The organism is Enterobacter cloacae complex sp. HYC003_NIDB (assembly GCF_056673375.1).
Map to the genome: position 1 here is coordinate 4,783,396 of NZ_CP114220.1, position 25,207 is coordinate 4,808,602.

The 25,207-nt window shown below is 57.0% G+C and carries 24 protein-coding genes; 16 read left to right on the top strand and 8 right to left on the bottom strand.

The genetic code is table 11. The features are described from left to right. Positions 1 to 5: 5 nt before the first annotated feature. Positions 6 to 1,070, top strand: a complete 1,065-nt coding sequence (locus O1722_RS22930; protein ID WP_032668888.1) for a fimbrial protein — start codon at positions 6 to 8, stop codon at positions 1,068 to 1,070. A gap of 6 nt (positions 1,071 to 1,076) precedes the next feature. On the opposite strand, the gene O1722_RS22935 is transcribed toward O1722_RS22930, so the two are convergent. Further along, on the bottom strand, positions 1,077 to 1,712 hold the full coding sequence (locus tag O1722_RS22935) for a LuxR C-terminal-related transcriptional regulator (protein WP_015570092.1): 636 nt from the start codon (positions 1,710 to 1,712) through the stop codon (positions 1,077 to 1,079). Between the two features lie 570 nt (positions 1,713 to 2,282). Here O1722_RS22935 and O1722_RS22940 point away from each other — a divergent pair. Continuing rightward, a complete protein-coding gene (locus tag O1722_RS22940) occupies positions 2,283 to 2,903 on the top strand; it encodes a LuxR C-terminal-related transcriptional regulator (RefSeq protein WP_015570093.1) in 621 nt (206 codons plus the stop codon). Between the two features lie 75 nt (positions 2,904 to 2,978). After that, positions 2,979 to 3,659, top strand: a complete 681-nt coding sequence (locus O1722_RS22945; RefSeq protein ID WP_033487013.1) for an EAL domain-containing protein — start codon at positions 2,979 to 2,981, stop codon at positions 3,657 to 3,659. A gap of 33 nt (positions 3,660 to 3,692) precedes the next feature. Here the strand turns inward: O1722_RS22945 and nlpA are convergent, their stop codons facing one another. Together nlpA and O1722_RS22955 are read right to left on the bottom strand one after the other, a co-directional pair. Continuing rightward, positions 3,693 to 4,493 carry a lipoprotein NlpA gene (nlpA, locus tag O1722_RS22950; protein WP_020480549.1) on the bottom strand — a complete coding sequence of 267 codons (801 nt, stop codon included), beginning with the start codon at positions 4,491 to 4,493 and terminating at the stop codon, positions 3,693 to 3,695. Positions 4,494 to 4,626: 133 nt separating this feature from the next. Continuing rightward, complete coding sequence (locus O1722_RS22955) at positions 4,627 to 6,222, bottom strand: MDR family MFS transporter (protein ID WP_370941421.1); 1,596 nt, start codon at positions 6,220 to 6,222, stop codon at positions 4,627 to 4,629. Between the two features lie 78 nt (positions 6,223 to 6,300). Here O1722_RS22955 and O1722_RS22960 point away from each other — a divergent pair, with 78 nt between their 5' ends. Continuing rightward, positions 6,301 to 6,948, top strand: coding sequence for a TetR/AcrR family transcriptional regulator (locus O1722_RS22960; RefSeq protein WP_006812486.1), 648 nt, complete (start codon positions 6,301 to 6,303; stop codon positions 6,946 to 6,948). Here the strand turns inward: O1722_RS22960 and O1722_RS22965 are convergent. Further along, complete coding sequence (locus tag O1722_RS22965; protein ID WP_017383664.1) at positions 6,945 to 7,364, bottom strand: GNAT family N-acetyltransferase; 420 nt, start codon at positions 7,362 to 7,364, stop codon at positions 6,945 to 6,947. The two genes, O1722_RS22960 and O1722_RS22965, sit on opposite strands and share 4 nt — an antisense overlap. A 185-nt stretch (positions 7,365 to 7,549) precedes the next feature. On the opposite strand from O1722_RS22965, the gene O1722_RS22970 reads away from it, so the two are divergent. The 6 genes from O1722_RS22970 to O1722_RS22995 all read left to right on the top strand — a co-directional run bounded on the left by O1722_RS22970 (position 7,550) and on the right by O1722_RS22995 (position 15,448). After that, positions 7,550 to 8,119 carry a TetR/AcrR family transcriptional regulator gene (locus tag O1722_RS22970; protein WP_000104919.1) on the top strand — a complete coding sequence of 190 codons (570 nt, stop codon included), beginning with the start codon at positions 7,550 to 7,552 and terminating at the stop codon, positions 8,117 to 8,119. 147 nt (positions 8,120 to 8,266) lie between these two features. Continuing rightward, positions 8,267 to 9,388, top strand: a complete 1,122-nt coding sequence (locus O1722_RS22975) for an efflux RND transporter periplasmic adaptor subunit (protein ID WP_017383665.1) — start codon at positions 8,267 to 8,269, stop codon at positions 9,386 to 9,388. Further along, positions 9,388 to 12,498 (top strand): efflux RND transporter permease subunit, encoded by a 3,111-nt coding sequence (locus tag O1722_RS22980; protein ID WP_017383666.1) that lies wholly within the window; start codon positions 9,388 to 9,390, stop codon positions 12,496 to 12,498. The genes O1722_RS22975 and O1722_RS22980 overlap by 1 nt, the downstream gene beginning before the upstream one ends. Further along, entirely contained in the window at positions 12,498 to 13,862 is a 1,365-nt protein-coding gene (locus O1722_RS22985; RefSeq protein WP_017694001.1) for an efflux transporter outer membrane subunit, read from the top strand. The genes O1722_RS22980 and O1722_RS22985 overlap by 1 nt, the downstream gene beginning before the upstream one ends. A 49-nt stretch (positions 13,863 to 13,911) precedes the next feature. Then, complete coding sequence (locus O1722_RS22990; RefSeq protein WP_032668891.1) at positions 13,912 to 15,069, top strand: multidrug effflux MFS transporter; 1,158 nt, start codon at positions 13,912 to 13,914, stop codon at positions 15,067 to 15,069. An 82-nt stretch (positions 15,070 to 15,151) separates the two neighbouring features. Further along, on the top strand, positions 15,152 to 15,448 hold the full coding sequence (locus tag O1722_RS22995; protein ID WP_003861030.1) for a YicS family protein: 297 nt from the start codon (positions 15,152 to 15,154) through the stop codon (positions 15,446 to 15,448). A gap of 48 nt (positions 15,449 to 15,496) precedes the next feature. On the opposite strand, the gene O1722_RS23000 is transcribed toward O1722_RS22995, so the two are convergent. Then, positions 15,497 to 16,447 carry a LacI family DNA-binding transcriptional regulator gene (locus O1722_RS23000; protein WP_003861033.1) on the bottom strand — a complete coding sequence of 317 codons (951 nt, stop codon included), beginning with the start codon at positions 16,445 to 16,447 and terminating at the stop codon, positions 15,497 to 15,499. Positions 16,448 to 16,740: 293 nt separating this feature from the next. Between O1722_RS23000 and O1722_RS23005 the strand changes: the two genes are divergently transcribed. The 6 genes from O1722_RS23005 to O1722_RS23030 all read left to right on the top strand — a co-directional run bounded on the left by O1722_RS23005 (position 16,741) and on the right by O1722_RS23030 (position 22,650). Continuing rightward, the gene (locus O1722_RS23005; RefSeq protein ID WP_003861034.1) at positions 16,741 to 17,055 is read left to right on the top strand and encodes a PTS sugar transporter subunit IIB; all 315 of its coding nucleotides are present in this window, start codon (positions 16,741 to 16,743) and stop codon (positions 17,053 to 17,055) included. Between the two features lie 11 nt (positions 17,056 to 17,066). After that, a complete protein-coding gene (locus O1722_RS23010; protein ID WP_017694004.1) occupies positions 17,067 to 18,392 on the top strand; it encodes a PTS cellobiose transporter subunit IIC in 1,326 nt (441 codons plus the stop codon). Positions 18,393 to 18,409: 17 nt separating this feature from the next. Further along, a complete protein-coding gene (locus O1722_RS23015; protein ID WP_017694005.1) occupies positions 18,410 to 19,786 on the top strand; it encodes a glycoside hydrolase family 1 protein in 1,377 nt (458 codons plus the stop codon). A 5-nt stretch (positions 19,787 to 19,791) separates the two neighbouring features. Further along, positions 19,792 to 20,094, top strand: coding sequence for a PTS lactose/cellobiose transporter subunit IIA (locus tag O1722_RS23020; RefSeq protein WP_014168006.1), 303 nt, complete (start codon positions 19,792 to 19,794; stop codon positions 20,092 to 20,094). 136 nt (positions 20,095 to 20,230) lie between these two features. Further along, on the top strand, positions 20,231 to 21,610 hold the full coding sequence (locus O1722_RS23025) for a carbohydrate porin (RefSeq protein ID WP_032103768.1): 1,380 nt from the start codon (positions 20,231 to 20,233) through the stop codon (positions 21,608 to 21,610). Between the two features lie 134 nt (positions 21,611 to 21,744). Beyond that, positions 21,745 to 22,650 carry an EamA family transporter gene (locus tag O1722_RS23030; RefSeq protein WP_017383673.1) on the top strand — a complete coding sequence of 302 codons (906 nt, stop codon included), beginning with the start codon at positions 21,745 to 21,747 and terminating at the stop codon, positions 22,648 to 22,650. Positions 22,651 to 22,698: 48 nt separating this feature from the next. Here the strand turns inward: O1722_RS23030 and nepI are convergent, their stop codons facing one another. From nepI to O1722_RS23045, 3 genes are all read right to left on the bottom strand, one after another. Then, positions 22,699 to 23,889: a purine ribonucleoside efflux pump NepI gene (gene nepI, locus O1722_RS23035; RefSeq protein ID WP_015570108.1), complete on the bottom strand. Its 1,191-nt coding sequence runs from the start codon at positions 23,887 to 23,889 to the stop codon at positions 22,699 to 22,701. A gap of 169 nt (positions 23,890 to 24,058) precedes the next feature. Next, entirely contained in the window at positions 24,059 to 24,577 is a 519-nt protein-coding gene (locus O1722_RS23040) for an SRPBCC domain-containing protein (RefSeq protein WP_033487014.1), read from the bottom strand. Between the two features lie 97 nt (positions 24,578 to 24,674). Next, positions 24,675 to 25,127, bottom strand: a complete 453-nt coding sequence (locus O1722_RS23045; RefSeq protein ID WP_017383675.1) for a DUF1198 domain-containing protein — start codon at positions 25,125 to 25,127, stop codon at positions 24,675 to 24,677. Positions 25,128 to 25,207: the final 80 nt, after the last annotated feature.

Here is a 25,207-nt window from a genome sequence, read left to right on the forward strand (position 1 = left end):
TCAAAATGTTACGATCATTCATGTTCCTGCTCCTCACCAGCATTAGCGGAATGAGCTATGCCACCTGCTCCGGCAGCAGCATCGTTTATGGCACACCGATTACCATTGATTTATCGGATAAGCTGAGCCCGGCCACGCCCACATGGACCGGTAGCTTCAGCACCCAGTACAGCGGCTCGTTCAACTGTACGACGGGTAACAGTGAATTTTCTTACACGCCGATCCTCTCGACCGACAGCAAATACGCGACCATCCTCGGGTTCAGCAATAACAAGTATATGGTGCGGGCGGAGATCACCAATCCCCCGGCCAATAAAACCCTGTCTGCCAGCGGTAGCCATACGGCGTCTGAGCTGAACACACCGTTTACGGTTCGCTTCACCCTCGTTAACCAGAGCGGTACCACCCTGACGGGGGATACGGCGAACATGAGCGACGTTCTGTTCGTCAGCGATATGAGCGGGTTATCCATCTGGGAAATCATCACCTGGCCAATCAATCAGGTCATCAAGATAGCGCAGTGGTTATTCAGCGGGTTCAAGTGGCCTTACGACAACCGAGATATGTTTGGTCAACCGATGATCATCAAATACGCGCCGAAACTGACTACCTGTTCCTTTGATAATGCGGGGCTGACCGTGGCGCTGCCGACGCTCGGCATTCCCCAGCTCAGTGCATCCTCACAGCCGGGGCTGACGCCTTTTTCACTGAACATGAGCTGTCAGAACGTCGGGGTTAATGGCAATTCCGATCGGGCAATTGAGATGTTTCTGTCCAGCACGCAGCTGCTCTCAACCGACAGCTCGGTGCTGATCGACAGCAGCAGTAGCGCGGCGCAGGGCGTGGGGCTCCGCCTGATAAAACGTGACGCCCCGCAAACGCCGGTGACCTTCTCTACCTCAACCACCAGCCGTGGCAACGCCACGATGATTTTCAGCGTGGCGGCTGGCGCGGCGCTGGACGAACATTTCACCCTTCCGATGGCGGCGTACTATTACGTGTGGGCGCCCGCCCAGGTGAGCCAGGGTAAGATCAATACATCGGCTACGCTGAATATTATCTATCCCTGATGTGAACTATTCCTCCATCTTTCCAACCGCTTGCACATACTTAATCAGTTCGCTGTGGTTGGAAAGATTCAGCTTTTTCATTGCATTGTGTTTCTGTGTCGCAATGGTACTGACCGAACGGTTTCGATGACGGGCAATCTCCGTCGTTGAAAATCCTTCCACGATAAGATGAAGCACCTCCCACTCTCTGGCCGAGAGGATGGAACGCGCCCGGGAGCCGGACCGCATTACCCGCCTGAGCCACGAAGAGATCGACGGTTTTTGCCCGTCCGCCATGAGCAACGCGGGTAATTCCTTTTTCAGTTCAGTCAATTCATCCTGCTGACTGATGGTTAATTCAAATTTCATCTCCAGAACTTTTTTTAACAGCCCGTAAGGCAGCTCGGGCACCAACAGAACACGCCTGACGTGATGGGTTTTACATAAAGATGTAAAACGGCTGCTGACCTCCGCACTCCACTCTTTATGATTAAGCAGATAATTAAATTCAGTGAAGAAAACATCCACGTTATTATCCGCCACCGCCGCCAGCGCCTGTTCTGTGGAATCGACCTGAGTAATGTTCAGTACGTAATCGGGTAAAAGATCCTGGAGCGCCCGGAATATTATCTCTTTAAATATATTTATTTTGTAAAACACCATTACCCTTACGATACGTTCAGTATTATTCATGTCTTTTCTAAATTCTCGTGACCGAAGGAAAATGATAATAGTTTATGTACTCACCACTCACAACCTCTTCGCGCCAGGATTTTATCCTTCTCAGGCTTAAAAATCTGAACAAGGACATTAAATTCATAGAAAAAATTCTATTTTATTCTGCACGCCGTTTCCCCTCGCAGATAAAGCCCTGTCGATAACCCTGCCACGATCACAACTTTTCTTACAGAAACAGCAGTAAATCACTGAAAAGGCGGTGGATTAACCCCATTAATCAATCTTCTGATGCTTATTAACCGCCCATTTACAGAATAAAAATCTGGTATCAATATTATTAGAAGATTAAAACAATTGCATATACCATTAAAACCATTTTTCAATTTTATCTTCCGCTAATAATTGGCATCAGCTTTACTCGACGGTTTGTATTGGCTTACATTGATGCCATCGCATCGCGTTATTTAAAAAAGTGCTCGCTATTCTTTTAATAAGAGAGTGCGAACCGCCATTTTCTCTTATATGGACTGTTTACTCAGCGAAAGGAGAATGCCAATGCAAAATAAAAAAACAATTCACGTTGCCGTTGTTGACAGCTGCGAATTCACGATGATTGGCCTGCAATCGCTTGGAAAGCGTGAGCCTGATGAAAAACACGACGTTATTTTCCATGGATTTACCCATATCGAAGAACTTGCTATGAGTGAACAACTCTTTGATATCATCATTTATGATCCGTTGAATACGCGTCATTTCCGGGTGACGACGAATGACGACATTCTCTGTATTAAACAGAAACAAGTGACGGCGAAGATCTATATCTATTCGTTATCCGCCGGCTATTTGAAATTCAAACATGTTGATGGAGTCATCAGCAAAAGAGTCTCCCTGGGGGATATCAAAGCGCTGTGGCAAATACTGATGAGCCAGACGCCGCAAGAGTCTGGCCGTTACAACGTAGGCATGACGACCCGCTTACGCACCCCGGCGAGGTTGTCCAGCGAAGAGGCCAGCGTATTGCGCGGCTATTCCTGTAATCTCAAAACCAAGCAAATCGCCCGTCAGCTGGGGTGTAACGTCAGGCTGGTTTACTTTTATAAGAACAACGCCATGAACAAGCTTAAGGCCGTGCGTGGTCCCTCGTTTTACCAGAGCATTCGCTGGATCCTGAATTAAAAATTTGACCGTGTGTCGTTTGCCTTTTGTTCCCGTGTCCGCGGGAACCTTTTTTCATTTCCTGAAGGCTGTTCCATGTATACCGTTCTTCCCTCTCCCCTGTTGCAACGTATCTCAGGGCTGCGATTCCAGCCGCTTGTCGATCTTCATTCGGGCCAGGTGTTCGCGCATGAAGTTCTCGTGGAGATCCATAACGTCAATCTTGAGGTGCTGTTTGCCTCGCTGCCCTCGCGCAGCGCGCTGCAAATCTTCTTCTGGCAGGCCAACACCCTGTTACAGATACCCGCCCGGGACGCTTACTGGCTAAACCTTCCGGCAGAACACCTTCTCAACGAACGCGCTATCCGGTTGTTGCTGGCGTTACGCCATCAGCAGCGGTTAACGATTGAAATTCAGGATCCACTCACCATCACACGGCTGAGCGAGGCTGAGCAACGTCGTCTTCATGCCACGCTTGTTCGGTTAAAAGAGGCGGGATGGCAAATCTGGCTGGACGATTTAACCCGGGAGTTGGCGGAGGCGTTCGCGCGGCTTGCGCTGCCGCTGGATGGGGTAAAAATTGACCGCTCAGCGCTGCGCGAGCGCGCGCCGCTTGCCCCGTTTGTGCAGCAGGTCAGGGCAGGTATCGCGCAATCGATTCTTATCGAAGGCATCGAAAACTCGCGGGATCTGGCGCGCGCCCGCGCGTCCGGCGCACAGTCTGGTCAGGGTTTTCTGTGGCCCGAAAGCCGAACCGATGCCCGCGTAACGCTTTGACGGCCAGCGGAGCGCTGGCCTTTTTACCGGGGCTTACCAGCCCGGCACCGCACCACCGTTAAAAATGGTCTCCGCCGCTTTCGCCACTTCCGGCGACTGATAGGACTGGATAAATTCCTTCACGTTTTCGGCGTCTTTGTTCTCTTCACGCGTGACCACAATATTCACGTAGGGTGAGTTTTTGTCTTCGATAAAGACGCTGTCGTGTACCGGAGAAAGCCCCGTTTGCTGGAGATAGGTGGTACTGATGATGGCCACATCCACTTTCGGATCGTCCAGCACGCGCGGCAGTTGCGCCCCTTCCAGCTCCATAATCTGTAAGTTTTTCGGGTTCGCGGTAATATCCAGCGCCGTTGGCAGCAGGCCAACATCCGGTTTAAGGGTAATCAGCTTCTCTTTTTGCAGCAGCAACAGCGCGCGGCCAAGGTTGGTGGGATCGTTTGGAATCGCAATGGTTGCGCCGTCCTTCAGCTCAGAGACCGATTTAATCTTTCGGGAGTAACCCGCCATCGGGAAGACGAAGGTATTGGCCACGGCGACCAGCTTGTAATTGTGCGCCTTGTTATCTTCTGCGAGGAACGGGCGATGCTGGAAGACGTTGGCGTCCAGTTCGCCCTGGTTGGTGGCATCGTTGGGCAGCAGCGAGCCGCTAAAGCCCACCAGCTCAACATCCAGACCGTATTTCTCCTTTGCCACCTTTTTGGCGACTTCCGCCACGTCCTGCTCAGCGCCATTGATCACGCCGACTTTAATGTGTCTGGCATCATTGCCGCCCTGATCACAGCCCGCGAGCAGCAGGCCAGTCAGGAGAAGCGCACCCAATCGAAGTTTCACGAGACAGTTCCTTTTGATAGACGTTTTGAAGACTATATCGACAACGAGACGGCAGGCTAAAAAACGAAAAGGAATCAGTAAGACGGTTAAGTTATATGCGGCCTGTTGCCGGGTGGCGCTGCGCTTACCCGGCCTACGTGACGGGGGAAGTGTAGGCCCGGTAAGCGTAGCGCCACCGGGCGATGGGCATCAGGCTACGGTAGTCCAGGCGCAAGCAGAACCGCTTCCCCCACGCCTGCCGACGCAGCGGCGCTTCGCGCAAAAACCACGACAGCACAAACGCCAGCACCATAATCCCCGCCGCCAGCATGAATACCGCATGGATCGCCGAGCCGAACGCATCCAGATAGTCCAGACGCAGGGCATCAGGCAGATGGTGTATGGCAACGGGATTAAGTTCGCGCGGCAGTTCCGCCCCTTCCGGCAGCCTGTCGATCAGGCCTGATTGCAGAATATGGGTGAACACCGCGCCAAACAGCGCAACGCCAATCGCCCCGCCAATGGAACGGAACAGCGTCACCCCAGACGTCGCGACGCCGTATTGATCGGCTGACACGCTGTTCTGCACCGCCAGCACCAGCACCTGCATCACCAGTCCCAGCCCCATGCCCAGCACGCCGGTAAACAGGTACAGCTGCCAGGTTGGGGAGGTGATTGAAATGCGCGTTAGTAACACCATCCCCACCACGCCGAGCAGCGTGCCGAGGATCGGGAACAGACGATATTTCCCGGTACGGCTGATGATGCGCCCGCTGATGATGGAGGTGAGCAACAGCCCCCCCATCAGGGGGATCAGCTGCAAACCGGCCTGCGTCGGCGTGGCGTCTTTTACCACCTGTAAATAGAGCGGCAGGAAAGTGACGGAGCCAAACAGCGACATGCCGATAATAAAACCGATCAGGCTACAGAGCAGGAAGCTGCGGTCGCGGAAGAGCGACAGCGGGATAATCGGCTCCCACGCCAGCCGCTCTTCGTAGATAAACCCGGCGATCCCCGTCAGGCCGAAGGCCAGAATGCACCACAGCTGCGGGTCGCTCCATTGGCGGATCGTCCCGCCCTCGGTGGTAAACAGAATGATGCACAGCAACGCCATGCTGAGGTAAATCGCCCCCAGGTAGTCAATCTCATGCTTGCTGCGCCGCGCGCTGCCGTGGAAAACCGCGCCAATCACCAGCAGGGCAAACAGCCCCAGCGGCAGGTTGATGTAGAAAATCCAGCGCCAGGATGCGTGCTGAACGATAAACCCGCCGATCAGCGGCCCTATCACCGTCGCCAGGCCAAACACGCCGCCAAACAACCCCTGATAGCGACCCCGATCGGCTGGCGGGATCACGTCCGCCACGGCAGCCATGCTGATCACCATCAGACCGCCGCCCCCCAGCCCTTGCAGGGCGCGCATCAGCACCAGCTGGGTCATGTTCTGCGCCAGACCGCACAGCGCGGACCCTACAAGAAACAGCACAATCGCGATTTGCAGAACGATTTTTCGGCCAAACAGATCGCCGAATTTGCCGTACAGCGGCACCACGATGGTCGAACTGAGGATATAGGCCGTTACCACCCACGAGAGCTTATCCAGCCCGCCCAGCTCACCGACGATGGTCGGCAGCGCGGTGGAGACAATGGTCTGATCCAGCGCCGAGAGCAGCATCACCAGCAGGAGTGCGCTGAACAGCAGCTTAATCGACGGCGCCTTTTTCGCAGGTTGAGTCATTACGTCGGACTCCATAAGACATCACTTGAAATTAATTAATCGTATAATTAATATTTGTGGAAGTGATGAATAAGATCAAGAGATACGGTGACCATGCCAGCACAAAAGGACAATTCTGAACCCCGCCGCCCCGGTCGGCCACGCGGCGGCAAGCGCGTTACCGCCAGCCGTGAACAGCTGCTGGACATCGCCCTGAACCTCTTTTCCCGCCAGGGGATCGCCAATACGTCGTTGAACGCCATCGCCCGCGAAGCAGGCGTGACGCCCGCCATGCTGCACTACTACTTCAACTCCAGAGAACAGTTGCTGGATGCGATGATTGAGGAGCGCTTCCTGCCGTTACGCGAGCGGATCGGGGCGATTTTCGCCGACAACCGGGATTCGCCGGTGGATGCCCTGACGGAAATGGTCAGGGTGCTGGCCGAACTGGCGGAAAAGTATCGCTGGTTTGCCCCGCTGTGGATGCAGGAGGTGATTGGCGAGATGCCGGTACTGCGCACCCATTTGCAGGCACGCTTTGGCGATGAGAAATATCACACCACGCTGGCAACCATCAAAAGCTGGCAGCAGGAAGGAAAGCTGAATCCGGCGCTGGCCCCCGAACTGCTGTTCACTACGCTGCTGAGCCTGGTGCTTGTGCCGTTCTCCCGCATGCGCAATGACGAGAGGCTTAGCGCCCTCTCGCCGGAGATCGTGGTGCGCCACGTGTTAGCCGTGATAGGCACCGGGATAGGCGGTTAAAGATTTTTGGACAGATAATGTCTCTGCATTCCCTGATAAGGGTAGTCCTGCAAGGACATCTGCACCTGATAACCCTGTTTTTCATAGAACGGACGCGCCTGGAAGCTGACCGTATCCACCAGCGCGTGACGACAGCCTTTGCGACGGGCCTCCTCTTCAGCCGTTTTGATAAGCTGGCTTCCCACGCCCGTTCCCCGCACGCTGTCGCTGACCCACAGATAGTCGATGTTCAGCCAGTCGCCTTTCCGTACGCCGATTAACCCGCCCAGCATGACGCCATTGTCGTCTCGCATATATACGCCAATATCGCCGCCAAACGTCGACAGATCTAAAAACTGCGCGTTATAGGCTCTTAGCCCCGTTAATAATTCTTCTTTTTCTTCGGCTGTGACATTATCTGTAATGCTCAGATGCATAATTCTCTCCTTATTTTCAGCGCAATCTGAATATCTCACAGCTTAACCTTCATAAAAACTCCTTATTTTCTCCATTGTTTATACCTGGAAATATTCATTCAATATGTAAATAAAAAAAGCCTTTCCAATAGTCTCCGAAAACGTATAATGAGAACGATCATTCTCACTTTTTACGGTAGCCGACAATGAGTACAAAGCTGGAAGAACGACAAAAACTGCGGCAGGACGAAATCATTACCGCCGCGCGCCGCTGCTTTCGCGCCAGTGGATTTCACGCTGCCAGCATGTCGCAGATCGCCAGCGAAGCCAGGCTCAGCGTCGGACAAATCTATCGCTATTTCAGTAACAAAGACGCGATTATTGAAGAGATGATCCGGCGCATTATCGACTCACGTATTGAAGAGATGCAGGGCAAAACCCTGGTTGAAGGGATGCCGCAGGCGCTTGCCTGGCGCCAGACGCTTAACGAAGACGATGACGCGCTGATGCTCGAAATGTCCGCAGAGGCCACGCGCAATCCGCTGGTGGCAAACATGCTGATCGAAGCCGAAGCTCGCATGTTCGCCAACGCCTGTGAGCACCTGAAAAAGCAGTTCCCTCACCTGAGCGATGAGCATATTCGCTGCTGCGTGGAGATTACCGCCGTGATGATCGAAGGCACGATTTACCGTCGACTCACGCCTTTAAAAGTACCATCAGAACAATTAGAGCCTATATACCAGAATATTTTAAATATGATTTTCTCTGCGAAGTAATCGCATGTGAATAATTAGCGGAAATAAGTAATTTCCCTTTTTTCATTTCTGGCTCAGCCAGAGATGCGGGATCGCTGTGCTTTTAATTAGCCCTCCTCCCTGTTAAGCGATTAACAGGGCAGGCTTCGTTCACCCTGGAAAAAGATTATGAAAACCATAACAACCTCCATCGCGGCATTACTCCTCCTGACAGGGTGCGATAATGCGCAAACATCTGCTCCTCAACGTCCTCTTCCGGAAGTGGGGATTGTCACCCTCATGAGCCAGCCGGTGTCCGTCGTCAGCGAGCTGACCGGCCGCACCGCCGCCGCAATGAGCGCCGAAGTGCGCCCCCAGGTAGGTGGCATTATCCAGAAGCGCCTGTTCACCGAAGGCGATACGGTCAAGGCCGGGCAGGCGCTGTATCAGATCGATCCTTCCAGCTACCGCGCCGCGTATGATGAAGCCGCCGCCGCACTGAAACAGGCGCAGGCGCTGGTGCAGGCCGACTGCCAGAAAGCCCGGCGTTATGCGCAGCTGGTGAAGGACGACGGCGTATCACGTCAGGATGCGGAAGACGCGAAGTCCACCTGCGCGCAGGACAAGGCCAGCGTCGAGTCAAAGAAAGCCGCGCTGGAAAGCGCCCGCATTAACCTCAACTGGACCACCGTCACCGCGCCGATTGCCGGACGTATCGGCATCTCCTCTGTGACCCCCGGCGCGCTGGTGACCGCCCAGCAGGATACCGCGCTGGCCACCATTCGCGGGCTGGACAGTATGTACGTCGATTTAACCCGTTCCAGCGCCGATCTGCTGCGTTTACGCAAGCAAACCCTCGCCAGCAACAGCGATACGCTGAACGTGTCGTTGATTCTCGAAGACGGCAGCAGCTACAGCGAAAAAGGCCGCCTGGCGCTGACCGAAGTGGCGGTGGATGAGTCTACCGGCTCAGTCACCCTGCGCGCCGTCTTCCCGAACCCGCAGCATCAGCTTCTGCCGGGCATGTTCGTCCGCGCCAGAGTGGATGAAGGCATCATGAATGACGCGATCCTCGCCCCGCAGCAGGGCATCACCCGCGACGCCAAAGGCACCGCCACCGCGCTGGTGGTGAACGCCAGCAACAAGGTCGAACAGCGTCAGCTGGAGACGGGCGACACCTACGGCGACAAATGGCTGGTGCTGAGCGGTTTGAAGGCGGGCGATAAGCTGATTGTGGAAGGCACCGATAAAGTCACCGCCGGGCAGGAAGTGAAAGCTGAAGAGATGAAAACCAACGGAGGAAACGCCTGATGTTTTCCCGTTTCTTCGTGCGTCGCCCGGTCTTTGCCTGGGTTATCGCCATTCTCATCATGCTCGCCGGAATGCTGGCGATCCGCACGCTGCCCGTTGCGCAGTACCCGGACGTGGCTCCGCCGTCGATCAAAATCTCCGCCACCTATACCGGTGCCTCCGCACAGACGCTGGAAAACAGCGTGACGCAGGTGATCGAGCAGCAGCTCACCGGGCTGGATAACCTGCTCTACTTCACCTCCACCAGCAGCTCGGACGGGTCGGTGAGTATTAACGTCACGTTTGAACAGGGAACCGATCCGGACACCGCTCAGGTACAGGTGCAGAACAAAGTCCAGCAGGCGGAATCGCGCCTGCCGACCGAGGTGCAGCAGTCCGGGATCACCGTCGAAAAATCCCAGAGCAACTTCCTGCTGATCATGGGCGTATATGACAAAACCGACACCGCCAGCAGCTCGGATATCGCCGACTGGCTGGTGAGTAATATGCAGGATCCGCTGGCGCGCGTGGATGGCGTCGGTAGCCTACAGGTGTTCGGTGCAGAATACGCGATGCGCATCTGGCTCGACCCGGCGAAGCTGGCGTCGTACTCGCTGATGCCCTCCGACGTGCAGAGCGCGATTGAAGCGCAGAACGTGCAGGTTTCCGCCGGTAAAATCGGCGCGCTGCCCTCGTCGAACGCCCAACAGCTGACCGCCACCGTCCGCGCTCAGTCGCGTCTGCAAACGGTCGATGAGTTCAAAAAGATCATCGTCAAGAGCCAGTCCAACGGTGCGGTGGTGCGCATCAGCGATGTCGCGCGCGTGGAGATGGGCAGCGAAGATTACACCGCCACCGCGAAGCTGAACGGCCACCCGGCGGCGGGTATGGCGGTGATGCTCTCGCCGGGCGCCAACGCGCTTAACACCGCCACGGCGGTAAAAGATAAGATCGCCGAGTTCAAAAAGTCGATGCCGGAAGGCTACGACGTGGCCTATCCGAAAGACAGCACCGAGTTCATCAAAATCTCCGTTGAGGACGTGATTCAGACGCTGTTCGAAGCCATTATCCTCGTGGTGGTGGTGATGTACCTGTTCCTGCAAAACATCCGTGCGACGCTGATCCCGGCGCTGGCGGTGCCGGTGGTGCTGCTGGGCACCTTCGGCGTGCTGGCGCTGTTCGGTTACTCCATCAACACCCTGACGCTGTTTGCGATGGTGCTGGCGATAGGGCTTTTGGTGGATGACGCCATCGTGGTGGTGGAAAACGTCGAGCGTATTATGCGCGACGAAGGGCTGCCCGCCCGGGAAGCGACCGAAAAATCGATGGGCGAAATTTCCGGCGCGCTGATCGCCATTGCGCTGGTGCTCTCTGCGGTATTCCTGCCGATGGCCTTCTTCGGCGGCTCTACCGGGGTCATTTACCGCCAGTTCTCGGTCACCATTATTTCGGCGATGTTCCTCTCCGTGGTGGTGGCGCTGACCCTGACGCCCGCGCTGTGCGGCTCGATCCTGAATCACACCGCTCCGCACAAAAAGGGCTTCTTCGGCGCGTTTAACCGCTTCTACAGTAAGACCGAGCACGGCTATCAGAACAAGGTGCTGCGCGCCCTGCGCCGTTCCGGTGGCATGCTGGTGATCTACGCCCTGCTCTGCGGCGCGATGGGGTTCGCCATGCTAAAACTGCCGGGCAGCTTCCTGCCAACCGAAGACCAGGGTGAAATCATGGTGCAGTACACCCTGCCCGCCGGCGCAACCGCGGTGCGTACCGCCGAGGTAAGCCGCCAGGTACGCGAGTGGTTCCTCACCAAAGAGAAAGCCAATACCGACGTGATCTTCACCATTGAAGGCTTCAGCTTCAGCGGCAGTGGCCAGAACGCCGGGATGGCGTTCGTCTCCCTGAAAAACTGGTCAGAGCGCAAAGGCGATGAGAATACCGCCCAGGCCATTGCCCTGCGCGCCACGCAGGAGCTGAGCACCATTCGGGATGCCACAATTTTCGCCATGACGCCCCCGGCGGTGGATGGTTTAGGCCAGAGCAACGGCTTTACCTTTGAGCTGATGGCCAGCGGCGGCACCGACCGCGACGCGCTGCTGAAACTGCGTAACCAGCTGATTGGCGAAGCCAACCAGGACAACTCGCTGCACGCCGTGCGCGCCAACGATCTGCCGCAGATGCCGCAGCTTCAGGTGGATATTGATAACAACAAAGCCGTGTCGCTGGGGCTCTCCCTGAGCGATGTTACCGACACCCTCTCCAGCGCCTGGGGCGGCACCTACGTGAACGACTTCATTGACCGTGGCCGCGTGAAAAAGGTCTACATCCAGGGCGACAGCGACTATCGCGCGGTGCCATCGGATCTTAACAAATGGTATGTGCGCGGCAGCGACAGCACCATGACCCCGTTCTCCGCCTTCGCCACCACCCGCTGGGAGTATGGCCCGGAAAGCCTGGTGCGCTACAACGGCTCGGCGGCGTATGAGATTCAGGGCGAAAACGCCAGCGGCGCCAGCTCCGGTACGGCGATGAGCAAAATGGAGCAGCTGGCGAATAACCTGCCGTCCGGCAGCACCTGGGCATGGAGCGGTTTGTCGTTGCAGGAAAAACTGGCGAGCGGTCAGGCAATGAGCCTCTATGCCCTCTCGATCCTGGTGGTGTTCCTGTGCCTGGCGGCGCTGTATGAGAGCTGGTCGGTGCCGATTTCGGTCATCATGGTGATCCCGCTAGGGGTGCTGGGCGCGGCGGTTGCCGCCTCCCTGCGCGGCCTGAACAACGACGTCTATTTCCAGGTGGCGCTGCTGACCACCATCGGTCTGTCGTCGAAGAACGCCATTCTGATTGTCGAGTTTGCCGAAGCCAAAGTGGCCGAAGGCTACTCCCTGACGCGCGCCGCCCTGCGGGCCGCCCAGACGCGTCTGCGTCCGATCATCATGACCTCGCTGGCGTTTATCGCAGGCGTGACGCCGCTGGCGATTGCCACCGGCGCCGGGGCCAACAGCCGCGTGGCGATCGGTACCGGTATTATCGGCGGGACGCTGGCCGCGACGCTGCTGGCCATCTTCTTTGTTCCTTTATTCTTTGTACTGGTGAAACGTCTGTTCTCCGGTAAGCACGCAAACCGGAGGTCATAATGTTTCGTGTAACCGTATTAACGTTAGCGCTGCTGAGCGCGGGCTGTGTGTCATTAGATCCCACGTATCAGCGCCCGGACGCCCCCGTCCCGGCGACGTTGCCGGGCGCCCATGGCGAAGCCAACGCCGTGGTGAGCCAGTGGCAGCAGGTGATGAATGATGCGCGGTTGAAAAGCGTGGTGACGATGGCGCTCAACAGCAACCGCGACGTGCAAAAAGCGATTGCGGATATCGACGCCGCCCGTGCCCAGTATGGCGAAACGCGCTCATCCCTGTTCCCGACGGTGGACGCGGAACTGAGCCACACCCGCAGCCGCACGCTGGCGAGCGGCGTCGCGACAAGTGACGAAGCCAACGGCGCGGTCTCCAGCTTCGAACTGGATCTGTTTGGCCGCAACCAGAGCCTGTCGCGTGCCGCGCGTGAAACCTGGCTTGCCAGCGAATTCACCGCGCAGAACACGCGCCTGACGATGGTCAGCGAGCTGACCACGGCCTGGGTGACGCTGGCGGCGGATAACAGCAATCTGGCGCTGGCGAAGTCCACCCTGGAGAGCGCCGCAAACTCACTCAAGATTGTGAAGCGCCAGCAGGAAGTGGGTGTGGCAGCGGCAACGGACGTCAGTGAAGCGATGGCGGTTTACCAGCAGGCGCGCGCCAGCGTGGCGAGCTACCAGACGCTGGTGATGCAGGACAAAAACGCTCTCAACCTGCTGGCGGGCGATACGGTGCCCGAGAACCTGCTGCCCGGCACGCTGGAGAGCCTGAGCGACAACGCCATCACGCTGATCCCGGCGGGCGTCAGCTCCAGCGCGCTGCTGCGTCGTCCGGACATTCAGGAGGCCGAGCATAACCTGCTGAGCGCCAACGCCAACATCGGCGCGGCGCGCGCCAACTTCTTCCCGACCATCTCGCTCACCGCCAGCGCGGGCGTCGGCAGCGATTCGCTGTCGTCCCTGTTCAGCCACGGGATGAAGGTCTGGTCGTTTGCACCTTCCATCACCCTGCCGCTGTTCAGCGGCGGCAACAATATGGCGCAGCTGCGCTATGCGGAAGCCGAGAAAAAAGGGTTAATTGCGACCTATGAGAAAACCATCCAGAGCGCGTTCAAGGACGTGGCCGACGCGCTGGCCCGGCGCGAAACGTTGAGTGAACAGCTTGATGCCCAGCGTGAATACGTGGCGGCGGAGCAAAAAACGCTGGATGTAGCGACGCGCAGTTACAAGGCTGGCGCGGGCGATTATCTGACGGTGCTCACCGCGCAGCGGTCGCTGTGGTCGGCGCAGGAATCACTGATTGCCTTGCAGCAAACCGACCTGGAAAACCGCATCACGCTGTGGCAGTCGCTGGGCGGCGGGATTCAGTAACATCACTGCCGGGCGGCGCAACGTTGCCCGGCCATCAGAGTAAATACCTATGGCAAAACTCTCTTTTTCTTTCGCGGCCATCCTTGGCCTGCTGACGGCGATCGGGCCGCTGTGTTCCGATTTTTATCTTCCGGCGCTGCCGGAGATCGCCACCCAGCTCAACACCTCCACAACGCTGACGCAGCTTTCTCTTACCTCGGCGCTGATTGGCCTGGGGCTGGGACAACTCTTTTTCGGCCCGCTAAGCGATCGCATCGGACGTAAAACGCCGCTGCTGTTCTCACTTTTGCTGTTTGTACTGGCTTCAGTGCTTTGTGCCAGCACGCAGAATATTTACGCCCTGATCGGCTGGCGATTTGTGCAGGGCGTTGCCGGGGCGGGCGGCTCCGTACTTGCCCGCTCTATCGCCCGTGATAACTATCATGGCACGATGCTAACGCAGTTTTTTGCCCTACTGATGACGGTCAACGGCATCGCGCCCGTGGTGTCCCCGGTACTCGGTGGCTATATCGCGTCGCATTTCGACTGGCGGATGCTGTTCTGGGTAATGGCAGGGGCGGGTCTGGCGCTGCTGATCGCCAGCCAGCTTTTTATCCGCGAGTCCCTCACAGAGAAACAGGGCGGGGGATCGCTGACGCAAACCGCCAGGACGGTACTTAAAAATCGTCGCTTTATGCGCTACTGCCTGATCCAGGCCTTCATGCTGGCGGGGCTGTTCGCCTATATCGGGGCATCCTCCTTTGTGATGCAAAACGAGTATGGCCTGAGCGCCATGCAGTTCAGCCTGCTGTTCGGTGTGAACGGTATCGGCCTGATCGTCTCAGCGCTGATTTTCTCCCGTCTGGCACGCCGACACCCGGCGGAAGGGTTAATGCAAATAGGTCTGGTTTTGGCCGTAACCTGCGCGGGGCTGACGTTGCTCTTTGCGTGGATGCAGCTTTCCGTTCCGGCACTGATTGCACTCTTTTTCACCGTCGCATTTAACAGCGGGATCAGCACCATTGCGGGTTCAGAAGCGATGAGCGCAGTCGACGCGAAGGAGTCCGGCACAGCGTCAGCCATTCTGGGCATGCTGATGTTTTTATTCGGCGGGATCGCAGCGCCTCTCGCCGGTATCGGCGGAGAAACGATGCTGAAAATGAGTCTCGCGGTGTTAGTAAGCTATGGCATTGCACTGGCGATCGGATCCCGCACGCAGAAAGCGTAAATTCATACTTTTGGCTTGAATCGCGTTGATGAATGTAACGATATATTTCAGGGGAAGCATGTGACTTTCAAAGGAGGTTTCGATGAAATCTGCACACCTGGTTTGCCTGCTCGTTTGCCTGATTTTCGCTGCGTTTGTTCACGCGCAGGAGAAGAGCGCTCCGGAGAAAGAGGCCCAGATAAAACAGCAGGTCCTGAAAGATGTGAAGAAAACCTGTACCCCGCAGAAAAAGCAGAGCGATAAGGCCTGGCAGGCGATGATTTTGTCGTCTGAGGCCAATCAGCTGCTGATCAAAAACGCCATCACCGCCGTGAAGCGTGACAACCTGGACGCCTATTGGGATGCAGTAAGTCAGGTGGATTGCATGGAAGATTACTGAGGGTTGAGCGCCGGGTGGCGCTGCGCTTACCCGGCCTACATCACACGTTTAACGCTTCCGCACATCCGGAATAATCAAATCACCGCGCAGAACGTAGGACCCGAGCATCTGCGTTTTCTCTGTCAGCCAGCTCACGATGCGCGCCGCCATGGCGTCCATGGAATACTCAATGGCCGGGATCACCGGAATACCCGGCAGATGCAGCGAACCGCCGAGGCTGAAAACCATGATGTCTTCCGGTACCGATTTATTAAACGCCTGTAACTGCGGGATCACCCGCTGGGCTTCCTGCTCATCCGCCACCAGCAGCGCGTTGAAGTTCAGCGTGGACGCGTTGTTGAGTAATTCCTGAAGCGCAACGGACGATGAAGTCGCGTCCATAAACACGAGGTTGCGATTAAAGGGCAGGAAGTTTTTCTCCAGCGCGTGTTTGTAGCCCAGCAGCACCTGATCGGCAAAGCCGCTGCCGTGCGGGTGGATCAGCGCTATCTGGCGACGCCCCTGGCTGGTGAGATAGTTACAGGCCGTTTCAGCCGCGAACGCGTGATCGAACTGAATGCTGTTGGCGTTATCGGCTTCCATACAGTCGACCAGAATCACGTTGTCCATGTCCACGTCCAGCGGGAAACGCGCGCCAATCACCAGAATGTCATCACATAAGCCGCAGGAGAGTTCTTCAAGGGCGTTCATCACTTCTGTTTTTGTGTGTGCGAAACGCAGCAGCAGATGTTTTTGATGCTGGCTGAGGTGTTTTTCCAGCGCGTACAGGTAACCGGTGGTCTGGTTAATGTTTTCCTGCGCGCAAATCACCCCAATGCAGCCCGTCGACTGGCTGAGCAGCGACTGGGCGATCACGTTGGGACGATAGTTCAGCTCATCCACCGCTTTCAGAACAGCCTGGCGGCTGGCTTCCTTCACGCCACGCGACCCGCTCAACACCCGTGATACCGTGGCTTTGGACACCCCGGCCAGACGCGATACATCGTTGATTGTAGACATCTCTCTCCCCTGTCAGACGCAACTGGCGTCTGTAATTTCCATCACCGCTACGGCTCACATTATAGCCAGAACGGAGTATATCCGTTTCCGTTTTCCATGGAAACCGATTTTCCGTTTCCACTCAATTTGATGCCAAAACAGCCAAATTATGTGACCCACATCCGGTTAATTAGCCTCATAAGTAAGGGATCTTGATGGTTGTCACACTTCTGTCTTTTATAAATGGAAACCGGTTTCCGTATCATGTCCAATCATCCTCGCAATAACTTTTTACATTTTGAGGATGGTTGTCGATGTTCAAGATTATGCTGTGCTGCTCTGCCGGGATGTCCACCAGCCTGCTGGTCAGCAAAATGATCGATGTTGCAAAAGAACGGGGCTTGCCCGTGAAGATAGATGCGTATGGCGTATCCGAATTTGATACGCAGTTTCCGCACTATCAGGTGGTGCTTCTCGGACCGCAAGTGAAATACATGTTAAAGACGCTCTCAGACAAGGCAGCGACGCAAGGCATTCCGGTACAGCCCATCGACATGATGGATTACGGCATGCAGCGTGGCGATAAAGTACTGGACTATGCTCTGTCGCTCATCGAAGCGGCACACTAAAAGGTGTTCACATGAGTTCGTTATATCAATCCATGGTCGCGGTGATTGAGCAGTCAATTACGCCGCTGGCCGCGAAGCTCGGTCAGCAAAAGTATGTGATTGCCATCCGCGACGGCTTTACCGCTGCGCTGCCGTTTATGATCATCGGCTCGTTTATGCTGGTGTTTATCTTCCCGCCGTTTTCGGCGGATACCACCAACAGCTTCGCCCGCGGCTGGCTGGATTTCTCCGAGACCTACCGCGAACAGCTGATGCTGCCGTTTAACCTCAGCATGGGCGTGATGACCTTCTTCATCTCGGTGGGGATTGGGGCGAGCCTGGGGCGTCAGTTTAACCTCGATCCGGTGATGTCCGGCCTGCTGGCCTTTATGGCCTTCCTGCTGGTCGCCGCGCCCTATGCCGATGGCAAAATTTCGACCCAGTATCTCTCCGGTCAGGGGATCTTCACTGCGCTTATCACCGCGATCTACTCCACTCGCGTCTATGCGTGGCTGAAACAGAACAACGTCACCATCCGCCTGCCGAAGGAAGTGCCGACCGGCGTGGCGCGTTCGTTTGAGATCCTGATCCCGGTGATGGTGGTGATCGGAACGCTGCACCCGCTGAACCTGTTCATTGAAGCGCAGACCGGGATGATCATCCCACAGGCGATTATGCACCTGCTGGAGCCGCTGGTGTCGGCGTCTGACTCGCTGCCCGCCATTCTGCTCTCCGTGCTGCTGTGCCAGATCTTCTGGTTCGCTGGTATCCACGGGTCGCTGATTGTCACCGGCATCATGAACCCGTTCTGGATGGCGAACCTCTCTGCAAACCAGGCGGCGCTGGCGGCGGGCGCGGCGCTGCCGCACGTTTATCTGCAAGGTTTCTGGGATCACTACCTGCTGATTGGCGGCGTAGGCTCCACCCTGCCGCTGGCGTTCCTGCTGCTGCGTAGCCGCGTTACGCACCTGCGCACCATCGGCAAAATGGGCGTGGTGCCAAGCTTCTTTAACATCAACGAACCGATTCTGTTCGGCGCACCGATCATCATGAACCCGATGCTGTTTATCCCGTTCGTGTTTGTTCCGCTGGTCAACGCCTGCCTGGCGTACGGCGCAACCAAACTCGGCTGGCTGGCTCAGGTGGTTTCGTTAACCCCGTGGACCACGCCCGCGCCGATTGGCGCCTCGTGGGCGGCGAACTGGGCGCTGAGCCCGGTGGTGATGTGCCTGGTCTGCATGGTGATGTCCGCCCTGATGTACCTGCCGTTCCTGCGCGCCTATGAGCGTACGCTCATCAAAAATGAAGAGCAGAAAGCCCAGGCAACCGTCGGCACCGCTGAAACAGTCAGTAATTAAGTCAAAGAGGAAGGGTCATGAAATACGCATTTCCCGATAACTTCTGGTGGGGCAGCGCAAGCTCCGCTCTCCAGACGGAAGGGGCAAGAGAGGGCGAAACCACGTGGGATTACTGGTTTGCCCGCGAGCCGAACCGTTTTCACAACGGCGTGGGGCCGCAGCACACCTCCACGTTTTATCAGCACTGGAAAACGGACATTCAGCTGTTAAAGCAGCTGAACCACAACAGCTTTCGCACCTCGATTAGCTGGGCGCGCCTGATCCCCGACGGTATCGGTGAAGTGAGCCCGGACGCGGTCGATTTTTACAATCAGGTCATTGATGAGCTAAACGAGCAGGGTATCACGCCGTTTATCACCCTGTTCCATTTCGACATGCCGATGGCGATGCAGGAGATTGGCGGCTGGGAAAACCGTGACGTGGTGGACGCGTACGCCCGCTATGCGCAGATTTGCTTCGAGCTGTTCGGCGACCGCGTGCTGCACTGGTTTACCTTCAACGAGCCGATTGTTCCGGTGGAAGGCGGTTATCTGTACGACTTCCACTACCCGAACGTGGTGGATTTTCGTCGGGCAGCCACCGTGGCGTATCACACCGTGCTGGCCCACGCGAAGGCCGTTCAGGCTTACCGCGCCGGACACTACGCGGGTGAGATCGGCATCGTGCTCAACCTGACGCCGTCGTACCCGCGCTCCCGGAACCCGGCGGACGTGAAGGCGGCGCACATAGCGGATCTGATGTTTAACCGCAGCTTCCTCGACCCGGTGCTGCGCGGGGAGTATCCGGCGGACCTGGTGGCATTGCTGAAATCTTACGATCAGCTGCCCGCCTGCAAGCCGGAAGACGGTTTCCTGATTGCGGAAGGGAAAATCGACCTGCTCGGCGTTAACTACTATCAGCCGCGTCGCGTGAAGTGTCGCGACAGCGCGGTGAACCCGCAGGCGCCGTTTATGCCGGAGTGGTTCTTTGATAATTACGAGATGCCGGGCCGTAAGATGAACCCGTACCGCGGCTGGGAAATCTACGCGCCGGGTATTTACGATATTCTGGTTAACCTGCGCGATAATTACGGCAACCCTCGCTGCTTTATTTCGGAAAACGGCATGGGCGTCGAAAACGAGCAGCGCTTTATTGAAAATGGCCAGATTAACGATCAATACCGCATCGATTTTATTTCTGAGCATTTATCGTGGCTGCACAAAGGTATTAGCGAAGGCTGCAATTGCCTTGGCTATCATATGTGGACGTTTATTGATAACTGGTCGTGGTGTAATGCGTATAAAAACCGCTACGGTTTTATTCAGCTCGATGTAGAGACGCAGCAGCGCACCATTAAAAAAAGCGGAGAGTGGTTTGCCGCCACCGCCTTAAATAATAGTTTTGATAAAGAGTAATGATGATGATCGCACTAGAAGAAGCCGTAATGGAAATTATCGTCAACGCCGGCCAGTCCCGCAGCCTGTGCTTTGAAGCCCTGCACGCGGCGCGTCAGGGCAACCTTGACGAGGCCAAAAGCCTGCTGCGCGAAGCCGACGGCTACGCGCGCCAGGCGCACAAGATGCAGACCAAACTGATCGAGCAGGATGCGGGCGAAGCCCGCCAGCCGATGACCTTAATTATGGTGCACGCCCAGGATCATTTAATGAATTCCTTATTAGCGCGCGAGTTATCCGAAGAAATTATTCATTTATATCAGAGATAGTCTATGGCGAAATAATTACTGTAATACCTCTGTACCCTAAATAGAGATCCACTTGTTCTGATGATAGCGACATACTCTGTCAGATCGGAGCGGGATGGTTATTGTCTGAATAAAATTAAACTATATTGAGATAACCATGAATACGATTAAAAAACTTCCAGTAACCATGGCGGTTATCGCCGCGCTTTGCCCAATTTCCGTCCTCGCTCAGGAATTCACTCAGGAGCAAATCGACGCCATTGTGGCGAAAGCGGTGGATAAAGCCCTGGCCGAGCGTCAGGCCAAAATGGATGCTGCGGTCGCGAAAAAAGCGGACGTGGTGACCGAGCCGCAGAGCGCGGCGCAATCTCCGGATATGGCGATCCCGTTCGGGGTTAAATTTACCGGCTACGCCCGCTACGGCGCGCACTTCCAGGCCGCCGATCAGAAATACGTGGCGGTGGACGGCTCCTACAACGGCGCGTCCGCCATTGGTCGTCTGGGTAACGAAGGCAACGGCGGCGAGTTCCAGCTCTCTAAAGCCTTCAAGGGCGAAAACGGCGCCATCTGGGACATCAACGTGATGATCGACCACTGGGGCGACGAAGTTAACCTCAAGAAAGCCTACGCCGGCGTGACCAACATTATGGCCTCCAACCCGAACGCCTACTTCTGGGCGGGTCGCGACTTCCACCAGCGTCCGCAGCAGGGCATCAACGATTACTTCTGGATGAACCACGACGGTCAGGGCGCCGGGGTGAAGAACTTCGACATCGGCGGCGTGCAGTTTGACGTGGCCACCGTGGCGGCAGTGGAATCCTGTAGCCCGGAAGTGATGGAAGACGAAGCGAACCCGTCGCGCATCACCTGTACCGGCGGGTCCGGCACGGGCGACAAAGGCAACTACGCCGCGACGTCTAAAATCCACGGTATGAAGCTCGGTCCGCTGGATCTGGAGCTGTACGCCAACTACGGCTTTGACTCGAAAGCGGTGGAGAGCGACGAACGTCTGAACGCCTGGCAGGGCGGCGTGGTGCTGAGCCACACCAACGACAGCGGCGTGAACAAGGTGATTGCCCGCTACTCCGATAACGCGGACAACAGCGTGTTCAACAAAACCGAGGATCTGACCACGGTCTACGCCAGCTTCGAAGGGCTGTACAAATTCACCCAGGCGACGCAGGTGGAGTACCTCCTCGCCTTCCATGACTACGACAACAGCCGCGATAAGACCGACAACCGCAAGAACTACAACGCCATCGTGCGCCCGATGCACTGGTGGAACGACGTTCACTCCACCTGGCTGGAAGCGGGCTGGCAGCACGTGGATTACGACAACGGCGGCGACAACAAGGGCTGGAAGCTGACCCTGTCGCAGAACATGTCTATCGCCATGGGGCCGGAGTTCCGTCCGATGCTGCGCTTCTACGTGACCGGCGGCAAGGTGGATAACGAACGTACCGCGCGCGTGAACAACACCAAAGATGAAACGCTGGACGACTTCAACGTCGGCGCGATGTGGGAGGCGTGGTTCTAGTAGAGCGTCGTTTGTTTCGCCCGGCGGCGCTGCGCTTGCACGGGCCTACAAGGTTTTGTAGGCCGGGTAAGCGTAGCGCCACCCGGCAAGATCCCATGTTATGCTACAAAAAAACCAACATAACAGGGGAGAACATGGGTTCCACACGCAAAGGGATGCTCAACGTCCTGATCGCTGCCGTTTTATGGGGCAGTTCCGGGGTTTGCGCGCAGTACATCATGGAGAAAAGCCACATCTCTTCGCCTTACCTGACCATGGTTCGTCTGCTGTTTACCGGCGTGATCCTGCTGACGCTCTCCTTCGTTCACGGCGACAAGATTTTCTCGGTCGTCAAAAACCGCAAAGACGCCCTCAGCCTGCTGTTTTTCTCGCTGGCTGGCGCGCTTACCGTGCAGCTCACCTTCCTGCTGACAATTGAAAAATCCAACGCCGCGACGGCCACCGTGCTCCAGTTTCTGTCGCCGACCATTATCGTGGCATGGTTTGCGCTGGCGCGGAAAACGCGTCCCGGCATATTTGTCTTATCCGCGATTTTCACGTCGCTTGTGGGTACCTTCCTGCTGGTAACCCACGGCGACCCGACGTCGCTCTCCATCTCGCCGGCCGCGCTGTTCTTCGGTATCGCCTCGGCGTTTGCCGCGGCGTTTTATACGACGTACCCGTCGACGCTTATCGCCCGCTACGGCACGCTGCCGATTGTCGGCTGGAGTATGTTGATTGCGGGACTAATGCTGACGCCGTTCTACGCCGGACGCGGCACCACCTTCGTGATCGACGGCGGCCTGCTGCTGGCGTTTTTCTACCTGGTGGTGATAGGTACCGCGCTGACGTTCAGCCTGTATCTGAAAGGCGCACAGATGATCGGCGGGCCGAAGGCGAGCATTCTGAGCTGCGCCGAGCCGCTGAGCAGCGCGCTGCTGTCGGTGGTGTTGCTGGGGGTGGCATTCACCCTGCCGGACTGGCTGGGGACGCTGCTGATTGTGTCGTCGGTGGTGCTGATTTCGATGGATTCGAGAAGACGGGTTCAGACATCGGCGTAGCCTGATGCCCTCACCCCAACCCTCTCCCACGGGAGAGGGAGAAAAGCACTACTTCGCCTTAACCTTCCCCGCCACCAGCAGCGCGGTCAGCAGCATCAGCGTGCCGGAAATTACCAGCGGCGAGGTCAGCCCCAGGTGGTCGAGCGCTACGCCGCCCACCGCCGCGCCGCAGGTATTCGCCAGCTGGATCACCGCCACCTGAATCGACCCGGCTTTTTCCGCCTGATCGGCAAGCGAGCGGGTGATCCACGTCGACCAGCCCACCGGCACCAGCGCAAAGGCAAAGCCCCAGATAATCGCGATCGCCGAAGCCACCCACTTATCGCTGCCCCACAACACCAGCACCGCGGCGCTGATCGCCAGCACCAGCGGGGCACCCGCCAGCGCCACCTTCAGGGAGCGCTTCAGGAACTGGGACGACAGCGAGGTGCCGACAAAACTGGCGATCCCGAAGCTCAGGAGCACCAGCGTCAGGCCGTCCACGTCAAAGCCCGCCATGGTCATATACACCGGGCGGATATAGGTGAAGAAAGCAAACTGCCCGGCAAAGGCCATGAAGATGGCGGTCATCCCCGCCAGCACGCCCGGGCGCTTCAGCAGCGCGAACATGTTCTGTTTGTGGTGCGCCGCTTCCCCCGGAAGGGACGGCAGCGCCTTCCACACCCAGATAATGCACAGCACGCCCATCACCGCCGCCGCGTTGAACACGTTACGCCAGCCGATAATTCCACCGAGGAAACTGCCCAGCGGCGCGGCAATCACCAGCGCGATCGAGACCGCACCGAAGATGACGGACAAGGCTTTTGGCACCGTACGCGCGGGCACCAGGCGCATGGTCAGCGAGGCGGACATCGCCCAGAAGCCGCCTAATCCCAGCCCCAGGCAGGCACGGCCGAGCAGCAGCAGGGTGAAGCTTTCAGCGAAAGAGACCAGCAGGCAGGAGAGCGTCAGCAGCACGCTGAACAGAATAACCACCTTGCGACGGTCAATGGTGCCGATCGCCTGCGTGATAAACAGGCTGGCGAACATCGCCACAAACGCGGTGACGGTCACGGACTGCCCCGCCACGCCCTCGGAAATGCCCAGATCCTGCGCCATCGGCGTCAGCAGGCTGACCGGCAGGAACTCGACGGTGATCAGGCAGGCGACGCAAAATGCCACGGAGAAAACCGCCGACCAGTTGGGGCGTGAAACCTCTTTGGCCTGCGGTGTAGTCGTGGGCTGGGTATGTTCTGTCATGGCATCACCTGAAGATAAAAACGTGCGGAAAAGTCGCGCAGTTTATCATCAAAAGTGTGACGAATTTAACGTTTCGACAACTTTTGTCGTTTTTTAATGCCGGGCGGCGCTGCGCTTGCGCCGGCCTACGGGCTTGTAGGCCCGGTAAGCAAAGCGCCACCGGGCAAAATTACCCGCGAGCCTTAAGAGCGGCATTCGCCAACCCGACAATCCACTCCTGATGCCCGTTAATCATTGGGTTCGGCACCGTGCGCGCTAATTCCTGCGCCGGCACGCCTTTCTGCGACTCCTGAGTCAGAATGCGCACGCGGTTTCCCGGCAGGTCTTCAAACAGCCAGGCGTGGATCACGTCCAGAGGCGAATTTGCATCCCCTTCTACCCAGCCGTGCCACGCGATACGCGCGGCTTCGCCCTCCACGGGCGGAACATACTCCGTCACCTGCGCCTCAACCGGAAAGCCAAAGGTGGTGAAGCGGAAGCGGGCGTTGGCGCTCAGCGCCGGGCCGCTGCCGTCGTGAAAACGGATATCTTCGGCGTTGCTGTAGTAGTTCGGCCACAGGGTGGTGTCGTTGAGCTGCGCCCAAATCTCTTTTGCGCTCAGCCCGGCGACGATGATTTCGTTGGAGGCAAAGTTATCGGTGGTGCCGGGCAGGTAGTCGTTCGGCCAGATAACGGCGGATTGTTTCATGGTTCACCTCATCGGTTAGTTGATAAGGTGATGGTGCGCCTGCGGGTGATATAAATCTAATGGCGATGCTTTATACTCTTCATCACGTTTTGTGATATCAGTGCAGGTAAAACACGCCCTCTTCCGGCAGGAAAAGCTGGTTGTAGCGCAGCTGGAAGGCGTTGAACTCCTGCGGGTCTGGCTCTATCTCGCGCATAAAGCCGAGCGCGAGGCGGATTTGCGCGTCGGTGATCGGCGCGGCCAGACGGGCTTTACGCAGCATGCGGTGCCAGGTATGCAGATTCTCTTCGCTGGCGTCGACGATGCAGACCTGCCAGATCAGCAGCACCTGGGCGGCATTTTGCAGATGCGCCTCGTCGGGGCGTTCAAGATAGCGGATAAACTCATTGCCCGGCGTTTTACCGAACTGGTCAATCATCGACTCGACCGGCATCGGAGTGATCCCCAGCCGCTCGCTTAAACGTTTGATGGCGCGGCGGGAGTCTGAGGTCAGGACACGAAATCCAACCACAAACACCACGGCAAGCGTTGCCAGCATTATCCAGACCATGCGTTCTCCTTAGACTAGCCGCCCATCATAGCGGGAAACGCAGCGCGTCAACAGCGGGCAGCGCCATAATAGTAAACGGA

Bases quoted from the DNA above. Each gene is read 5' to 3' on its own strand.
- O1722_RS23010 (WP_017694004.1), top strand. From the start codon at position 17,067: ATGAGTTCGTTATATCAATCCATGGTCGCGGTGATTGAGCAGTCAATT.
- O1722_RS23020 (WP_014168006.1), top strand. From the start codon at position 19,792: ATGATCGCACTAGAAGAAGCCGTAATGGAAATTATCGTCAACGCCGGC.
- O1722_RS22960 (WP_006812486.1), top strand. From the start codon at position 6,301: ATGCCAGCACAAAAGGACAATTCTGAACCCCGCCGCCCCGGTCGGCCA.
- O1722_RS23000 (WP_003861033.1), bottom strand. From the start codon at position 16,447: ATGTCTACAATCAACGATGTATCGCGTCTGGCCGGGGTGTCCAAAGCC.
- O1722_RS22975 (WP_017383665.1), top strand. From the start codon at position 8,267: ATGAAAACCATAACAACCTCCATCGCGGCATTACTCCTCCTGACAGGG.
- O1722_RS23030 (WP_017383673.1), top strand. From the start codon at position 21,745: ATGGGTTCCACACGCAAAGGGATGCTCAACGTCCTGATCGCTGCCGTT.
- O1722_RS22970 (WP_000104919.1), top strand. From the start codon at position 7,550: ATGAGTACAAAGCTGGAAGAACGACAAAAACTGCGGCAGGACGAAATC.
- O1722_RS22995 (WP_003861030.1), top strand. From the start codon at position 15,152: ATGAAATCTGCACACCTGGTTTGCCTGCTCGTTTGCCTGATTTTCGCT.
- O1722_RS23045 (WP_017383675.1), bottom strand. From the start codon at position 25,127: ATGGTCTGGATAATGCTGGCAACGCTTGCCGTGGTGTTTGTGGTTGGA.
- O1722_RS23005 (WP_003861034.1), top strand. From the start codon at position 16,741: ATGTTCAAGATTATGCTGTGCTGCTCTGCCGGGATGTCCACCAGCCTG.
- O1722_RS22935 (WP_015570092.1), bottom strand. From the start codon at position 1,712: ATGGTGTTTTACAAAATAAATATATTTAAAGAGATAATATTCCGGGCG.
- nepI (WP_015570108.1), bottom strand. From the start codon at position 23,889: ATGACAGAACATACCCAGCCCACGACTACACCGCAGGCCAAAGAGGTT.
- O1722_RS22945 (WP_033487013.1), top strand. From the start codon at position 2,979: ATGTATACCGTTCTTCCCTCTCCCCTGTTGCAACGTATCTCAGGGCTG.
- O1722_RS22985 (WP_017694001.1), top strand. From the start codon at position 12,498: ATGTTTCGTGTAACCGTATTAACGTTAGCGCTGCTGAGCGCGGGCTGT.
- O1722_RS22965 (WP_017383664.1), bottom strand. From the start codon at position 7,364: ATGCATCTGAGCATTACAGATAATGTCACAGCCGAAGAAAAAGAAGAA.
- O1722_RS23025 (WP_032103768.1), top strand. From the start codon at position 20,231: ATGAATACGATTAAAAAACTTCCAGTAACCATGGCGGTTATCGCCGCG.
- O1722_RS22990 (WP_032668891.1), top strand. From the start codon at position 13,912: ATGGCAAAACTCTCTTTTTCTTTCGCGGCCATCCTTGGCCTGCTGACG.
- O1722_RS22940 (WP_015570093.1), top strand. From the start codon at position 2,283: ATGCAAAATAAAAAAACAATTCACGTTGCCGTTGTTGACAGCTGCGAA.
- O1722_RS23015 (WP_017694005.1), top strand. From the start codon at position 18,410: ATGAAATACGCATTTCCCGATAACTTCTGGTGGGGCAGCGCAAGCTCC.
- O1722_RS22955 (WP_370941421.1), bottom strand. From the start codon at position 6,222: ATGGAGTCCGACGTAATGACTCAACCTGCGAAAAAGGCGCCGTCGATT.
- O1722_RS22930 (WP_032668888.1), top strand. From the start codon at position 6: ATGTTACGATCATTCATGTTCCTGCTCCTCACCAGCATTAGCGGAATG.
- O1722_RS22980 (WP_017383666.1), top strand. From the start codon at position 9,388: ATGTTTTCCCGTTTCTTCGTGCGTCGCCCGGTCTTTGCCTGGGTTATC.
- O1722_RS23040 (WP_033487014.1), bottom strand. From the start codon at position 24,577: ATGAAACAATCCGCCGTTATCTGGCCGAACGACTACCTGCCCGGCACC.